At 67.6% G+C, this 16,812-nt stretch carries 4 protein-coding genes; 3 read left to right on the top strand and 1 reads right to left on the bottom strand.

Features of this window, described 5'->3' with window-relative positions; all coding sequences use genetic code 11:
• The first annotated feature begins 13 nt into the window (after nt 1–13).
• The 3 genes from sctT to J2W23_RS20140 are packed head-to-tail and all read left to right on the top strand — an operon-like array spanning nt 14 to nt 15,829.
• A complete protein-coding gene (gene sctT / locus J2W23_RS20150; protein ID WP_176657513.1) occupies nt 14–793 on the top strand; it encodes a type III secretion system export apparatus subunit SctT in 780 nt (259 codons plus the stop codon).
• 10 nt (nt 794–803) lie between these two features.
• Entirely contained in the window at nt 804–1,838 is a 1,035-nt protein-coding gene (locus J2W23_RS20145; RefSeq protein WP_176657512.1) for an EscU/YscU/HrcU family type III secretion system export apparatus switch protein, read from the top strand.
• A gap of 32 nt (nt 1,839–1,870) precedes the next feature.
• Nucleotides 1,871–15,829: a hypothetical protein gene (locus J2W23_RS20140; protein ID WP_307649994.1), complete on the top strand. Its 13,959-nt coding sequence runs from the start codon at nt 1,871–1,873 to the stop codon at nt 15,827–15,829.
• On the opposite strand, the gene J2W23_RS20135 is transcribed toward J2W23_RS20140, so the two are convergent.
• A complete protein-coding gene (locus J2W23_RS20135) occupies nt 15,826–16,749 on the bottom strand; it encodes a LysR substrate-binding domain-containing protein (RefSeq protein ID WP_307649993.1) in 924 nt (307 codons plus the stop codon). The two genes, J2W23_RS20140 and J2W23_RS20135, sit on opposite strands and share 4 nt — an antisense overlap.
• Nucleotides 16,750–16,812 lie beyond the last annotated feature (63 nt).

Here is a 16,812-nt window from a genome sequence, read left to right as displayed (position 1 = left end):
GAGCGAAGCGGCAATGGAAAGCTTCGAACTCGGCAACATGGAGCAGTTCTTCTCGGCGGTGGTGCTCACCCTGCCGAGGCTGTTCGCGATCTTCGCGGTCGTGCCCTTCCTCTCGGGCGGCATGATCACCGGCACCGTGCGCAACGGCATCCTGCTGATGCTTGCGATCTTCATGTCCCCGGTGGCGGGCGAGGTGCCGGCTGCATCGATGGCCACCTGGGTGTTCATCGCCGGCAAGGAAGCACTCATCGGCGTGATGCTGGGCCTGGGCTTCGGCATCTTCATCTGGGCCATCCAGAGCGTGGGCGACCTGATCGACTTCCAGACGGGCTCCAGCAACGCCTCGTTCTTCGACCCGGTGGCCGGCCACGAGAACGGCGCGACCAGCGAGTTCCTGGGCTGGATGGTCATCACGCTGTTCGTATCGGCGGGCGGGCTGCTCGCGATGCTGGGCGTGATCGTCGACTCCTACCGCATCTGGCCGGTCGGCTCCTTCTTTCCCAACTTGGGCCTGGTGCTGGAGCAGTTCGCGGTGCGCCAGGGCGACACGCTGTTCCTCTGGATCGTGAAGTTGGCCTCGCCGGTCATCGTGGTGCTGCTGCTGGTGGAACTGGGCGTGGGCCTGGTGGGCCGGGTGGCGCCGCAGCTGAACGTGTTCGTCTTCGCGCAGCCGCTCAAGAGCCTGCTCGCGCACTTGATGATGCTGCTGTTCCTGTTCTTCGTGTACGAGTCGCTGCAGGAATTCTTGCGGCCCGAGAACGGCGTGCTCGATTTCCTGAGGTCCACGCTGTAGCGGGCAGGCCATGGCAGAAAAAGACCAGGCCCCGACCGCCAAGCGCTTGCGCGATGCACGCAAGCGCGGGGAAGTGGTGTTCAGCACCGACCTGGCCTCCACGGTGGTGTTCGTGGTGGTCGTGCTGTCGTTGTGGCTGGGCGGCCATCTCATCTACAGCCTGCTGCGGGAACTGTGGCTGCACGCGACCAGCACCACCTTGCTGACCGCGCCCGACGACCGCTTTGCCGAGCTGCTGCTGCACACCGGCGAGACGCTGGTGTGGGGGACGCTGCCGATCATGGCGATCACCGCACTGGCGGGCATCGTCGGCTCGCTGTTCCAGGTCGGCGGCGTGGCGGCCTGGGAGCGGCTGAAGCCCGACGTGAACCGGTTGAACCCTGCCGAGGGCCTGACCCGCATCTTCTCCACGCGCAGCCTCATCAATCTCTTGAAGATGTGCACCAAGACCGCGTTGCTGGCCTTGCTGATGTTCGTGGTGGTGCGCGGCTTCGTCGACACCGCGCTGAAGCTGGGCTACGCGCAGCCTGCGGGAATCATGACGGCCGCCGCCCACATGGTGCTGGTCGCCTTCGGCTGGGCGGTGGTGATCTACGCGGTGATGGCCGCGGTCGACTACGTGCACGAGCACCACGAGTTCATGAAGCAGCAGCGGATGTCCATCGAGGAGATCCGCCAGGAATACAAGGAGATGGAGGGCGACCCCATCAACCGCTCGCGGCGGCGCACGGCCTACTTCGAGGCGGTGTACGCGAGCCTGAACGACCGGGTGCGCGCGGCCTCGGCGGTGATCCATTCGCCGCGCATCGCCATCGCCCTGCAGTACCTCGGCGAGACCGACCTGCCGCGCGTCATTGCGCGCGGCGAGGGCGAGGTCGCCGCGCAGATCCGGCGCTTCGCGAGCGAAGGCCTGATCCCGACCGAATTCGAGCCCTCCCTGGCCGAGCGCATCTACGAAGAGGTGCCCCAGGACCAGCCGATCCCGCGCGCGCTGTATGCGCCCGTGGCCAAGCTGCTGCGCTGGGCGCAGGGCAATGAATCCTGAATTGAAGAAACGATGATCGAAAGGAACACCCCATGGTCATGATTGCGGATGGAGGCGGCAGCGTACGCGTGCCGGTGAACGTTCCCAACCCGGTGAACCAGCCACAGCAGCCCGCGAGCTCGCCCGAGTCGGATGCCGCCGCGCGCGCACGGGAACTGCAGCGCCAGCTCGAGGCGCTGCTGGAGAAACTGCGCGAGGCGCAGCGACAGGCCGAGGCGGCGCGGCAGCGCGCCATCGATGCGCAGAAGCAGGCCCAGAAGGTCAAGGACCAGGCCGCTGCCGCGGAGACGCAGGCCCAGAAGTCCAAGGACCTCGCCGACATCAACAAGGCCAAGAAGGCCCAGCAGGACGCCAAGCTCGAAGACGCGCGCGCCAAGAGCGCGAGCGCCGAGGCCAACCTGAAGGACAAGGACCTCACGCTGCTGAAGGCCCAGGTCGACCAGAAGAAGGAGCAGCAGAAAAGCCCGGATGCCAAGGCTTCCCCGGCCACTGACAAGAAGGTGCAGGACGCGCAGACCAGCCGCAACGACGCAAAGACGACCGACGACCTCTCGAAGCTCTACCTCGATTCGCAGGAGAAGGAGAGCAAGGCGCAGGACGCCGAGGCCAAGGTGGTCGAGCTGACGCCGCCCGCGAGCAAGCCGCAGGCCGTCATCACCGACAAGGAACGCACCGACCTTTCGAATGCGCAGGCCAACGCGACCACGCTGCGGAACAACGCCAATGCGGCGAACAAGACGTTCACCGAGGCCGTCGGCACCGACGCGCAGACCGAGTTCTACGGCAGCCCGCCCGCGAGTCAGACCCCAACGCAGCCGTTTCCCACGGTGCAGGCGACGACGCCGATGCCCACCGACCCGTTGCACTCGCCGCTGTTGCAGCTCTTGCAGGTGCAGGCGCGTCCGCAGTTTCCGACGAGCAACAACGGCCTGTTGCTGGCGCCCCTGACACCGGCGGGGCAGAACAACAACACGTTGCTGGCGCCGACGACCTTTCCCTCGACGCTGGCCGGGCCATCGTCGAGCACCACGGTCACGACGCCGGTTGCACCGCTGAGCAGCTTGAGCCTGTTCCCGCCCAAGCCGACGGTGGTGACGCCGGAGGTCACCAAGACGCTCTCGGCCATTGCGGACGGCAAGACCGTCGACCAGATCGCCAAGGACCGGAACATCGGCGCGGACAAGGTGATCTCGGAAGCCAGTGCCTCGGGCATCGCGATCGTGTCGGGCAAGCCTGACGGCGATAAGCAGGTCACGACCGTGACCAAGGGCGGCTCCTCGCTCTCCTACACGCACGATGTCAAGGAAAAGACAGTGACGGTGAAGGGCAGCATCGCCGACCCCGCTGCGCCTGGCGGCAAGAAGACCATCGAGGCGACGGAAGACGGCAAGGGGCGCTACAGCCACGTGACCAAGGACGAGAAGGCCGGCACGACCACCACGACCACCATCGATCCGCAGGCCGGCACACGGACCGAGAGCGTGGTGGACAAGAACGGCCTGCGCGTCGACACCACGACCTCGCTGACTGGCGCGAAGATCACGCGCCCCGTGGGCGAGCGCGAGGGCTATCTCGACTTTGCGAAGGCCGTGGGCCGCACGCCCGAGCAGCTGTTCACGCTGAACCCCACGGTCGACTACGGCAAGCCGCTCGAGCCGGGCCAGGAGCTGGTGGTGTCCGACGTGACCACCACCGTAAAGACCTACAACAAGGACGGCACCACGCTGGAGCGGACCGTCGCGAGCGACGGCACAGTGCAGGCCGTGGCCACCTCGGCGAGCGGGCGCCGCACGGTGCTCGAAGGCAAGCCCGACGACAAGAGCGGCCCGGGCGAGACCGCGCGCAAGGCGATCTTCGAAGACAACAAGCCCCTGGCCGAAGTGGCCAAGAGCATGGGCCTGACCGAAGACCAGGTGCTGGCGGCGCTGCCCGAGGGCACGGTGGAGGTGACCAAGCCCACTTCCGACAACGGCGACGTCGAGACGCGCACCATGTACGACCCCATCACCGACCGCGTGGTGGTGGAGTGGCACGACTGGCAGCATGACAAGATCACCCGGCAGGTCGTCAACGAGAAGTCCACGTACACGGTCCACGACACGGACCCCAAGACCAAGCAGCCGGTGGTCGTGGAAAAGAGCGGCGGGCTGGCCTACCTGCAGAAGCAGGCCGAGAACAAGGCCGACTTCGCCGCCAGCTACAACACGCAGATCGCGGATATCGACAAGAACATCCGCCTCTACAACCGCATGGGCGAGTCGACGACCGACCTGCGCGCGGAGCGCAAGGCGCTGGTCGAGAAGCAGAACGCCGCCAAGGGCGAGGTGACCATCGCCGGCGCGCAATACACGGCCGCGCTCACCAAGAACCAGCAGGTGGTGCTCGACAAGCAGGCGGCCATCGCCTACCAGAACCACTCGTATGCGCGCCCCGGCAGCCAGGAAAAGGCCGATGCAGCCGCCGTGCTGGACATCAAGCTCGCGGCGCTGGACAACGTCGACCGGCTGGTCGACCTGGCCAACAAGGACGTGACGCTCGCCAAGTCGGGGCTGGAAAAGCAGATCAACGACACCGCCAAGGCCAACGCGGACACCAACCTGCAGACCGAGTTCCAGAAATGGAAGGACGACGTCTGGATGTGGCAGGGCATCGACAAGAAGACGGCCGACAAGATGAAGGCCGAGGGCCAGGTGCCCCCGATGCGCATGTATCCCGACTCGAAGCAGGAGAACGATGCGGCCTGGGAGGCCTTCGTCTACCAGCAGAAGGACATGGACAAGTACGGGGAGGATTACCTCACGCCCGAGGGGCGTCCCGCGCGCAATGCCTGGCTGGCCCGCAACAAGACCAGCGACGCCGCGGTGGCCAGCGACCTGCGCTACGACGATGCGCTGAGCGCGAGCACCAAGGCCGGCACGCACCTGTCGCAGGGCGATCTCGACCGCCTGCAGCAGAAGAAGGACGCCTGGGTCAAGGCCAACCCGACGCTGTTCTCCGAGAACTTCGTGGGTCCCGGCGAGAACGAGAACCAGGTCACGCTCGATGCCCTGCGGAAGAACGTGATCGACGGGCAGGTCAAGGAACTGCAGATCGGCGCGGACAAGAAGTACACGCAGCACCTGCAGGGCATGTCGGCGGCCGACCGGGCCGACCCCGAGAAGATGAAGGAGTCCGACGAGGAATACGCGAGCGACAACAGCGATTCCAACGCCAAGCTGAAGGTGCAGATCAAGGAGCTCACCGAGCAGCCGCTGCACGACAAGGCCAAGGTGGTCGACGCCTACATCGAGGATTGGGGCAAGCGCAACCCCGACCTCAAGGCCAAGCTCGATGCGCTGGGCACCGACCAGGACCAGCGCAGCGTGCGCGCGGCCGAATACCGCAGCGACCAGATCAACGCGCTGCTCTCGCCCAGCGAGCAGGGGCAGCAACTGCAGTCGGCCAGAACCACGTTCTATGACGTGAAGGGCAAGCTGCTCGGCGCGGGGGACCAGGACAGCACGCAGATCCAGAAGGACCTGGACGGCATCAACAAGGGCATCGAGAAGCACACCTTCGTGCGCGATGCGTGGGGCGCGATGTTCGGCGACTCCGCCGACGATGCCAAGGACTACACGAAGGACCAGCTCGACAAGTCGAACCAGCTGCGCAAGGACCTGGCCGACGGGAAGATTTCCGTCTCGAAGTACGCGAGCGAAGAAGACGCCCTCATGGACACCTACGACGTGAAGTCGGCCGAGCTTGCGCAGCAGGTGCAGGACGCCGACGGCACCTGGAGCGTGGTCGACGAGGCGGTGCGCATGACGGTCACCGCCGCTGCGGGCATTGCCGCGACCATCGCCTCGGGCGGCAACGTGGCCGTGGGCTTCGGCGCCGCGATGCTGGTGAGCGAGGTCTGGGACACCACGGGCGACGTCGTCGCCGCCGCGCAGGGCCGCGACATCTATGCCGACGGCCACACCTCGCTCTGGACGCTCGAGGCCAAGGCAGTGACGGGCAACGCCAGTTGGGAAGACGTCAAGTTCACGCTGAAGGACGAGGCCATCGACGTGGCGAGCAACATCGTCACGGCCACCGGCGTGGGCGCGGGCATCAAGACCAGCGCCGCGGTGAGCACCAAGCTGTTGGCCAAGGAGGCCTTTGTCAAAAGCGAGGGCGTGCTCAACACCTGGGGGCGTGCGGCGGTCGGCGCGCGCGCCGGCATCACTTCGCAGGCGGTCGACGGCGTGGGCCGTGTTGCAGTGGAAAGCGGGCGCGTCGGCCTCGACGGACAGTGGGGCACGGAGGAAGGCAACAAGCGCATCGGCGCGACCGTCGTGAGTTCGGTTGCAGGCCTGGCGAGTGCTCCGTTCACGGGCGGTGCTTCGGGTGCAATCCCGCTGTGGAAGGTGGCGCCGGCTGCGGCCAGCACCGGAACGACGAATGCGGCCGCCAACGCGACGACGAACGCGGCCGCCAACGCGACGACGAACGCGGCTACCAACGCGACGACGAACGCGGCCGCCAACGCGACGACGAACGCGGCTACCAACGCGACGACGAACGCGGCTACCAACGCGACGACGAACGCGGCCGCCAACGCGACGACGAACGCGGCCGCCAACGCGACGACGAACGCGGCCACCAGCGCGACGACGAACGCGGCTACCAACGCGACGACGAACGCGGCTACCAACGCGACGACGAATGCAGCCAGCAGCGCAACGACGAACGCGGCCGGCAGCGCAACGACGAACGCGGCCAGCAACGCAACGACGAACGCGGCCGGCAGCGCAACGACGAGCACCGCCTCCAATGCGACCGCAGGCACGCAGAAGATGTCCTACGCCGGCTTCTCCGGCCAGTTCGTGACCGATGGCGTGGGGTCGCTCGGCACCGGCCAGCTCATCTCATACCTGAACGAGGGCCGAGGCATGAACAAGGGCGAGTTCATCGCCGCCTCGCTGCAGGCCTTGCCGGGCACGCTCAACAACATCGCGCTGCACCCGATGATGGCGGCCCGCGCCAAGGCGCAGGCGGGCAACGATGCCGCCAACCAGCCGCCCGTGCCCACGGCGCCGCGCAGCACGCCGGATGTGACGCCGGTCGACATGGCGCCGGTGAAGATCGATGCGCCCGTGAACGAACTGCCAGGACTCGCAGGCAGCGATGCCACCACGCTGAAGGTGGGTGGCGTCAAGCTGGACGACCTGACGACGGGCCTGGACGTGCAGCCCAACGCAGCGAAGGCGATGGCGCCGGGCGGGGAGGTCGAGTTCCGCGTGGCGATCGACACCCAGAAGACCGTGGCTTCCGCTTCCGAGGGCGTCGCCGCGAGCGGCGCCGGCAACACCCGGGGCAAGACCGCCGGCACCGGCAAGTCCTCGAGTGAAAGCGACAACGACGGCGGCGTGCGGCGCAAGGGCGACGAGGCGCAGGAAACGAAGGACCGCGAGGAAGCGCAGGACGCCGCCATTCATGTGCGGATGCGCGCCGCGGGCTTCGACGACATCAAGATCGCGCGCAAGCCGAATGCGGAGGGAGAGCCCGAGATCGTCGTGACAGCGACCAAGCCGCTGAAGGAGCGCCAGCCCGGCGACCCGCTCGCGCGGCCGGCCTACGACGGCTACGACCAGCGCATGTCGTACCTGAGCGGCTCCGAGATGGTGGCGCTGTACGGCTCGGGCACCCGGCCTGACCCGGTCGCGGTGGCGGCCGATCGCGCGGCCGCGCGATCGGCGCGCATCGACATGCGCCTGGGCGCGACCGTGCGCGGCCGCCTGAACGTGGGCGAGTACGCACCGCTGGCGTCGCCCACCATGCAGTCGGTGAGCTCCGGGATCGGCACCCGCTCCAACCTGCGCGCCATCGCCACGGGGGCGATGGACAGCATCCGCTTTCGCTCCACGGTGCCGATCCGCGACGCGCTGGGCCGTGAGCTGTCGGTGGCCGTGCGGCCCGACGAGTACCGCCGCACCAGCATGCTGCAGTGGGGCCTGAGCCCGATGTCACGCGACACCATTTTTACCGTGTTCGCGAAGGACCTGATCAATACAGCCAAGACCGAGCTGTTCGGCGAGAAAGGCACACCCGGTTACGGCGTCAACATTCGCTCGGCCAAGGACATCGGTCCGGCCGCAGACGGCTCGGGCCGCGTGGTGGAGCTGGAGATCAGCGTCAAGCTCGAGGGCGACAAGGTCAAGCTGGGCGCGGGCGAGAAGGACTTCTTCGGCGGCAAGGCCTCCAGTTCGCCCGACGGCCATGTGAAGGTGCCCAGCAGCCTGATGTTCGATCGCGTGATCGAGGACTTCCGCATCGCGCCGCTGCTGCCGATCGTCAAGAAGCTGGTGGGCAACCCGTTGCCGGTCACGCCCTCGGTCGAGCGGCGATCGCAGATGCTGCTGAACGACGTGATCGGTGCGGGCGACGTGGTGCCCACGCGTTTCTTCGATCAGTTCAAGAAGACCTTCGGCGATGCGAAGTACCGCGTGCAGGTCGTGGTACCCGACCGGGTGCCCGGCGCGCTGCACGACCCGGTGGCGATCACCGTGCGCGACTTCATCGCCAAGCCCGACGTGGCCGGCTTCAAGGCGCTGATCAAGCAGGGCCACGTGAGTGGCGATTCCGAAAAGGCGCTGTTCTTCGTGCCCAACCGCGGCGGCAACCACCACCGCACCTCGGTGCCGGGCAAGCCGCTCACCGAAGCCTTCACCGACCTCACGGGCAAGCAGCGCCGCGTGCCCAACGAGTCGACCAGCAACGTCTGGGTCATCTTTGCCGACAACCGGCTCGAACGCACCCTGCAGCGGGGCATCTACGGCGTGAAGAAGGTCGTCTACGGCGCCTTGCCTCCCGGCCTGCAGCGTTCGGCGCCGTCGCCGCACCACCTGGTGGGCACGGGCAACCTGATCGATGCCATGACGGGCGGCAGGGGGCGGCCCAACGCCGACTTCTCCAAGCGCCTCACCGCGGTGGCCGCGCTGCCGACGCTGTTCGACGTGGGCGTGCTCGGAACCAGCGTGGAATTCCGCGCGCAGCTCGGCCTGAAAGAGCCTTCGGCTGCCAAGTCGGTCAGGAAGGGGCAGACGCAGGACTTCCGGGTGTCGCCGGACGACACGCGCACCGTGGAGGTTCCCAAGTGGTTCCCCAAGTTGCTCGACCGCTCGCTGAACGGCGCGACACCCGTGGTGCCCAAGGGCGGCACCGAGCAGCTCGACACCTTCTTCGACAAGCTTCAGACGCATCTGAGCACCGAGGACGGTGCGGCGCTCACGGCCCTGCGCCAAAAGCACATGGCCGGCGGCAAAGAGGCTGCCATCGGAGATGGCAAGTTCCTGCGCCAGCCGGTGGCCGAGGACATCGTGAACCTGCTGGCGGGGCTGAAGCCCGGCGCCAAGCCCGGCTCGCGGCCCTTGCTGGCCGAACAGCCCGACCAGGCGACGCCGATCGCGGCACGCCCGGCCACCCCGCGTCCGGCGGACCTGAACTACCTCGAAGGCGAGGCGACGGTGAACGGCCGCCCTGTGTCCGTGCGCGATATCGAACTGGCGGTGCCGCCCGACAGCATCCTGGTGCTGGCAACGCTCGACAACCCGCCCAGCGTCGCACGCATTGCCGCGGACCTGCGAGCCGGCGGCTATCCCGAAGGCCAGGACGTGACGATCTACTTCTGCGAAGGCAAAACGCCGAAGCAGGCGAATGCGCCGGCACCCGAATCGCTGGCGCGCGAACTGAGCAACAAGATCGGCGCGCGCGTGCATGCGGTGGACGGCAACATCGTGCTCGGCGCCAAGACCAAGCTCGAGGGCACCCCGGGCGTGGAGCGGCCGAACCTGCCGCTGACCGACGTCTCGCAGAAGACGCCGCATCCGGTCATTGCCGATGCGGACTTCGACGCGCAGCAACGCTTCTGGCTCGAGCCCGGCGGCCGCATGCCGGAGGCCCAGGCGCCGTTCTCGCAGAAGGTGCTCGACCAGGGCGCGAGGGTGGGCGACAAGGCCATCGATCCGCTGCACCTGGGCATCGAGGACCGCGTGGTCGACATGCGCCCGATGACCGCGGAGAACGCGCAGGAGGTGTTCCCGCTGCTGGTCAGGCAGTTGGGCGTCAGCCCCGAGTACAACGCGCTCGGCGCGGAGGGAATGATCAACAAATGGCTCGGCGAGATCGCCAACGGCACGCGGTATGCGCGGGTGATCTATCCGGCGACCGGCTCGACACCGGCCTCGGATGCACCCATCGGCCTGATCTCGGTCCACAAGGAAGCGCTGATCGGCGACAGCTACCGCAACACCTTGCCGCCGGAGCTCTACCGCGGCAGCAAGCCGGCGGGCGAGACGAGCAGGGAGGCGTTGCAGGCCCGCGGCGAGGTCTGGCAGTTCTCGACCTACCTGGGCGCCAACAAGGACCGCTACCCGGGCGGCGTGATCAACAAGGCCGCGCGCATGCAGTTCATGAAGGACGTGATGCGGCAAGAGGAAGCGAAGGGCGCACCGGTGCAGGCGTTCTATTCGCGCGTGAGCGGCGGCGCGCCGTTCGTCACCGATTCGAATGGCGTCACGACCTTGCTCAAGGGCCACAAGTTCAACGTGGCGAGCTCCTTCAGCCAGGAATCGCAGACGGTCGGCCGCGGGCCGATTGCCGTTGGCTACGAGGACAGCTCGCCGTTCAAGAGCGCCGACTTCCCGGACGGCGAACCGGCACGCCACATCTACATCTACGAGACCGATGCGAGCCTCTATGGGCCCGAGGGCAAGGGCACGCTGAAGTGGCGCAGCAAGATCGAGGAGGCCTTCGACAAGGTGCCGGGCTCGCGCAGCCTGCTGGCGCCGATGCGTCCGGCGGACCAAAACTACCTGGTGGGCGACGTGATGGTGAATGGCCGCCCGATGCCCGCAAGCGACATCGAGTTGGCGGTGCCGCCCGACAGCATCCTGGTGGTGGCCGAGCACGGCAACCCGCCGAGCGCCGAACGCATCGCCGCAGACCTGCGCGCGGCCGGCCATCCGGAAGGCAAGGACGTGGCGCTCTATCTGTTCAAGGGTGAGCCGTCGATACGGGCGGATACGCCGTCGCCCGATGCGCTGGCGCGCGAGCTGGGCAACCTGCGGGGATCGCGCGTGCATGTGGTGGACGGCGATATCGGGCTCGGCCCGAGGAACACGGCGCGGGGCGCGCCGGTGGTGCAACGGCCGAACCTGCCGCTGACCGACGTTTCGCGGAATGCGCCGCACCCGATGCCCGCCGATGCCGACTTCGATGCGCAGCAACGCTTCTGGCTCGAGCCGGGCGGCCGTACGCAGGAGGCCCAGGCGCCGTTCTCGCAGAAGGTGCTCGACCAGGGGACCGCGGTGGGCGACAAGACCATCGACCTGCCGCGCCCGGGCATCGAGGACCGCTCGGTCGAACTGGTGCCGTTCGATGCGCAGCATGCGCGCGATGTGTTGCCGCATCTGACGAAGGAGTTGAAGTACAGCCCCGACTTCATGCAGTTGAAGGCCGACGGCATGGCGAAGAAGTGGATCGATCAGATGAATGAGGGCACGCGCATGGCCTTCGTGATCTATCCCGCACCCGGCTCGGCCGCCGAGCGGCGACCGCTCGGCATCATCGCCGTGCACAAGGAGCCGCTGGTCGGCGACAACTACATCGAGACCCGCGACCCCGCCCACTACGCCGGCGAGAAGCCGGCCGGCACGGCGAGCAAGGAAGCACTGCTACAGCGCGGCGAGGTGTGGCAGTTCTCGACCTACCTGATCGGGGCCCGCACGTCGACCAAATCGCCCGATTCGTCGTTCCCCGGCGGCGTGGTCAATTCGGCCGCGAAGAAGCAGGTGATGGACGCGGCGATGGCGGAGCTGGCGCGCCGCGGCGAGCCCATCGATGCCTTCTACGCGCGCGTGCACGCCGGTGCACCCGAGGCCGTGCCCACACTCGGCTGGCCCAAGACCGTCAACACCGACAGCCTCAACAGCCAGGCGCGCATGGCCGACGGCGGGCCGGTGGCCGTGGTGCATGAAAAGGGGCCGCCGTTGGAGGACGGCACCATACCGACCCGCTATGTAGCCATTTTCGAGACGCCAGTGGGCCTCTATGCGGAAGGCGGCAGCGGCACGGCAACCTACCGTTCGCTGATCGAGACGCAGATGAACAAGTACCCGTCGGAGCCTTGGCTCGCGCCGAAGGAATGGCAGGGCAAGCCGCTGGTGCACCGCTCGCCCGACCTGAACTACCTGGAAGGCAATGTCACGGTGAACGGCCACCCGGTCCCGGCACAGCTCATCAAGATGGCGGTGCCCGAGGGGGTATTCCTCGTCACGGTCGAAGAAGCGAACGTGCCCAGCCTGGAGCGCATCGTCGCCAGCATGCGGGCCGCCGGCTATGCCGCAGATGGGCAGGAGGTTGCGCTCGCCTTCTGCCGCGGCGGCAAGACCGATGACCCCTCGGCACCGTCGCCGGAATCGGTGGCGTCGAAGCTCAGCGACATGCTGGGTGCGCGCGTGCATGCCGTGGAAGGAACCATCACGCTGGGCCGGAAGATCGAACTCGGCGAAGGCCAGGTCGTTGTCGCGAAGCCGAAGCTGCCGTTGATCGACGTCTCGAACGGGCGCATTCACCCCAACGAGAACTTCGACGCCCAGCAGCGCTACTGGCTCGCGCCCAACGGCCGCGGCGAGCGCGTCGATGCGCCATTCGGCGCCGAGGTGCGCAACATGGGCGTACGCGTCGGTGAGGGCAACTGGATCGACCCGCTCGTGCTGGGCATCGAGGAACGCGTGGTGCGTCTCGAGCAGTTCAGCGACCGCAATGCGCCCGCGGTGCTGGCGTCGCTGACCCGGCAGCTTGACGTGAGCCCCGATTTCAACAACCTTGGTCCCGAGGGCATGGCGCGCAAGTGGCAGCAGGAGATGGCGGACGGCACCCGCATGGCCTACGTCGTCTACCCGGCCGAAGGCTCGCCGCTCGGCGCGAAGCCGCTGGGGATCATCGCGCTGCATCGCGAGGCGCTGATCGACGACAACTACGTGAAGACGCTGCCCGCCTCGTACTACCGCGCCGGCAAGCTCGAGGCCGGCGAGGTGCCGCGCGAAGACCTGCTGGCGCGCGGCGACGTCTGGCAGTTCTCGACCTACCTCAACGCCGATGCGAAGCAGGTGCCGGGGACCAACAAGGCCGGCAAGATGCTGACCATCGAGGAAGCGGCCGCCGAGGGAAAGCGGCGAGGCGAAGAGGTGCTCGCCTTCTATGCGCGCGTGCACGGCGGCGGACCGCTCGTGCTGATGGAGCCGCACGTCAATCCCAACATTCGAAGCCTGTTCGGGCAGGAATCGATGGCCCGGCGCGGCCCCATCGCCGTGGGCCTGGAACAGGGCTCGCCGGTGACGGGCGGCGCCGACCGCTACGTGCTGATCTTCGAGACCGACCGCGGGCTGTACCTGCCCGACGGCCCGGGCCGCAAGAAGTGGACGGCCGACATCCAGAAGCTGATCGACAACGACCCGGACTCGGCGTCGTGGCTGGGCGCGCCGCAGACGACCACCACCGCGTCGGGCCTCGTGCTTCCCGCCGGCGTGGACCTGCCGACCGCAAGGCCCGCAGCCAGCCCGGAACCGGAGGCTTCGGCCGCGGTGACGCCGAAGGACGATGGCCCGCACTATGACCCGCCCAATGGGCAGACGACGGTTCCCGGGACCTCGCTGGTCTGGAACGCGAAGACGGGTTACTACGAAAGCGGCGACCCCACTCGCCCGAGCTCGTTGACTGCCGAGCAGATCGCTTCGAGAACGCGGGTGGTGATCCACGATGGCACGGATGCAGAACCTCCCGCCATCCCGCGGACATCGTCGCCGGACGATGCCGTGCCGGTCACCGCCCCGCGCACCTGGTCGCCCGGCGATCCGGCGCCCACGCTGCGCGTGACGGCGCCCATCGACGCCACGCACGCGATGAGCGCGGACCACAACAACACGAGCCTCGGCGTGCACGAGCTGGTCGTTCGCACCGGGCTGGCCCATAACCTGCGCACGGCCGAGCCCGATGCGCCGGTGGTCATCGAGGCCGTGGTCGCGCCGCCGCACGCCGAGGCGTTCACCGCTGCGGTGGCGAATGCCACGGACCGCCAGGTTCTGTACAAGGTGGACGGCGAGACGCGCTTCGACGCCGCGCCTACGCAACAGGCCACCCGGCCCGGCAGCGTGCGCGAGATCGACGGCCAGCTTCATCTGGTCGACGAATCGGGCGCAACGCAACCGCTGACCGACCTTGCTTCGCACCTCGGGCCGGTGGTCGGCATCGGCGCCAACAAGGTTGCGTTCCGCCTCTACGACGGTGTGCTCACCGTGCCGTATCACGGCACCGGCGACACCCCGGCACGCGTCGTCGCCAGCGAACTGCAAGGTTCGTCGCTGCACCGGAAGATGGGCGTCGACGTGCTGGACGTGAGCGAGCATTCGATCTGGGACCGCACCGGACTCTTCTCTCGTGGCGGAACGGCGCTCGGCGACATCAGCGTGAAGACGCCGAAGTTCGATGCCGAGGCGCCTTATACAAGCTACCGGATCGTCGACGACGGACCGCTGAACCAGAAGACCATCGACTCGGTCGACCGGCAACTCGCTGCCATCGAACGCATCAAGCAGCAGGGTCCGGCAGACCCGTCGATCGACCGCAACACTTGGGTGCGCGAGCCTGATCTGATCGTGATGCCGGATGGCGCGGTGCTCTTCCGCGACCAGGGGGAGGGCACGGCAGTATTGAACCGGCCCTATGACTGGCGTGAGGAAATCGGTGCGTTGCGGGCGCTCAAGGCGGCGGCGCAGGACAAGCTTGCCACGCAGTCTCCTCGCCTCGACTGGGATGCTGCGCGACCGCTCACGATGAGGGACGGTGACGGCGATCCCGTGCCGGCCCATCGACTGATGGTTGTCGATGCCGATGGCACGCGCCGGCCGATGAAGGGGGAGGAGGTGCTCGGCATGATGGGCCCCGAGATCCTGGGGAGAGGTCTTGCCGCCGACGTGTACCCGTTCGGCGACGACAAGGTCATCAAGATCTTCCGTACGGAGGCGGAGATAGATGAGTCCCACAGCCTCGTGGATCTCGCGAACCTGCGCGAGGACTTGCCGGACGGCGCAGTGATCGACCGCGAAATGGCCGTTGCGCATGAGGAAAAGAGTGCACTGCAAAAGCTGGCCGACCATGCCGGTGCCGAAAATGTGATCGAGGTCGACGGGCCCTATCTCGTTGGCAACCGTCTGGTGCTTCTCATGCCGCGGCACGAGCAGGGAAGCAGGGCCTTGGACACCGATCCGGCGACATGGACGGCCACTGGCGAAGGCGCCGAACTTCTCAACGAACGTACTGCGCGCAGTGCCGGAACCATCACGCAAAACCTGAATTCCGCAGGCCTCTATCCGTCGGACTCACAGTTCCTGATCCGTACGGACGGCTCGGTCCTCTTGCATGATCCCGATGGCGTCTCCAACGAGCGCTGGCGCACGGATTTCGAGCACGAAGCGCTCAGGCTGTCCCGCGCTGGGAGGCAGAACGCTGCGGAACGCCCCGCGCCGGACACGCCCGATGCCGGCAAGGTCCAGTTCGTGCTGGGTCCGCCGCCCGACGAGGTGAGCCGCGCAGGCGGTTTGACGTTGGATGAGTCTTTCGGTCCGCCCGCCGATGTGGTGCATGGCACGGTGGCGCAGGCCAAGTGGGCGGCGATCCAGCCTCTGCCCAGACCCATCGAAAGCGAGGGCGAGCAACCGCTGCACCTCTACACGGTGGACAGCGACAGCGCGCAGACTGCAGCCGATGGCACCCACACCATTCCGCTGGACGCCATCATCTCCGGGCGCCGGATGGATGAATTCGGCCGCTTCGTGCCTAACGAGACCGTGCGTTTCCGTGCGACCGGTGGGGCATCCGACAGCAGGCGGATTCCCGATGGGCTCCTCGACCTGAGCAAGCTTGGCCAGAAGAAGGACGGCCCCGGCCGAGGCACGGGTGCGAGTACCTAGGTGCCGGTGAAGGACTGGTCCGGCGCAGCCGCCTGCGCCAGCACCCAATCCCTGAACACCCGCATCCCCCGCGTCTCGCGCCGTCCCTTCGGCGCGCAGACGTAGTAGCCGCGCGGCGTGAGCGCGGCGCGGTCGATGGGGATCGCGATGCGGCCTGCGGCGAGTTCGTCTTCGATGAGGCAGCGCTGCACAACCGCGAGGCCGAGGCCCGAGATCACGCCCTGCACCAGCATCACGACCTGGTCGAAGTCGGCGGCGGGGCGCGGGTTCGTGCCGCGCAGGCCCTGCGTGTCGAACCACAGGCGCCAGTTGTCGGGATAGTTGGCGTGAAAGAGCAGCGGCCGCTGCAGCAGGTCTTCCGGCGTGTGCAGGGCGTGCGGGCCGCGCAGGTCTTCGGGCCGGCAGATCGGAACGATCTCGCGGCCCACGAGGTAGTCGGACTGAATGCCCGCCGGATGCCATGCCGCGTCGCCGGTGCGCACGCGAATCCAGCCGTCGATGTCGGGCATGTCCAGCGGATCGTCGCGGCGATAGGGCGCGAACGAAATCGCGACGTCGGGGTGGCGCTTGCGAAAGTCGGGCAGCCGCGGAATGAGCCACTTGGTGGCCAGCGTCGGCGGCACCGACAGGCGCAGCGTGTGCGGTCCGTGCTGCGCACCGGCCGCATCGGCGGCGGCTTCGAGTTGCTGCAGTGCGGGCGCGACGTTGTCGAGGTAGGCACGGCCCGCGTCGGTCAGCGTGCTGAGCCGGCCGTGGCGGTCCAGGAGACGAACGCCCAGTTCTTCTTCGAGCCGCGCCACCGCGCGGCTGACGGCGCCCTGCGTGACGCACAACTCGTCGGCCGCTTTCGAGAAGCTGCCCAGGCGCGCGGTGCTGGCAAAGGCATGCAGCTCGTGCAATGACGGTGAACGGATTCGCATGGGTGAAGTGGGGTGGCTTGCTATGCGCTCCGGTCATAGCAAGCGGCGCAATTGTCACTCCAA

The organism is Variovorax boronicumulans (genome assembly GCF_030812215.1).
GTDB classification, from domain to species: domain Bacteria; phylum Pseudomonadota; class Gammaproteobacteria; order Burkholderiales; family Burkholderiaceae_C; genus Variovorax; species Variovorax boronicumulans_C.
Note: the sequence above shows the minus strand (reverse complement) of the source record. Positions and strands in the feature narration are given on the sequence as shown.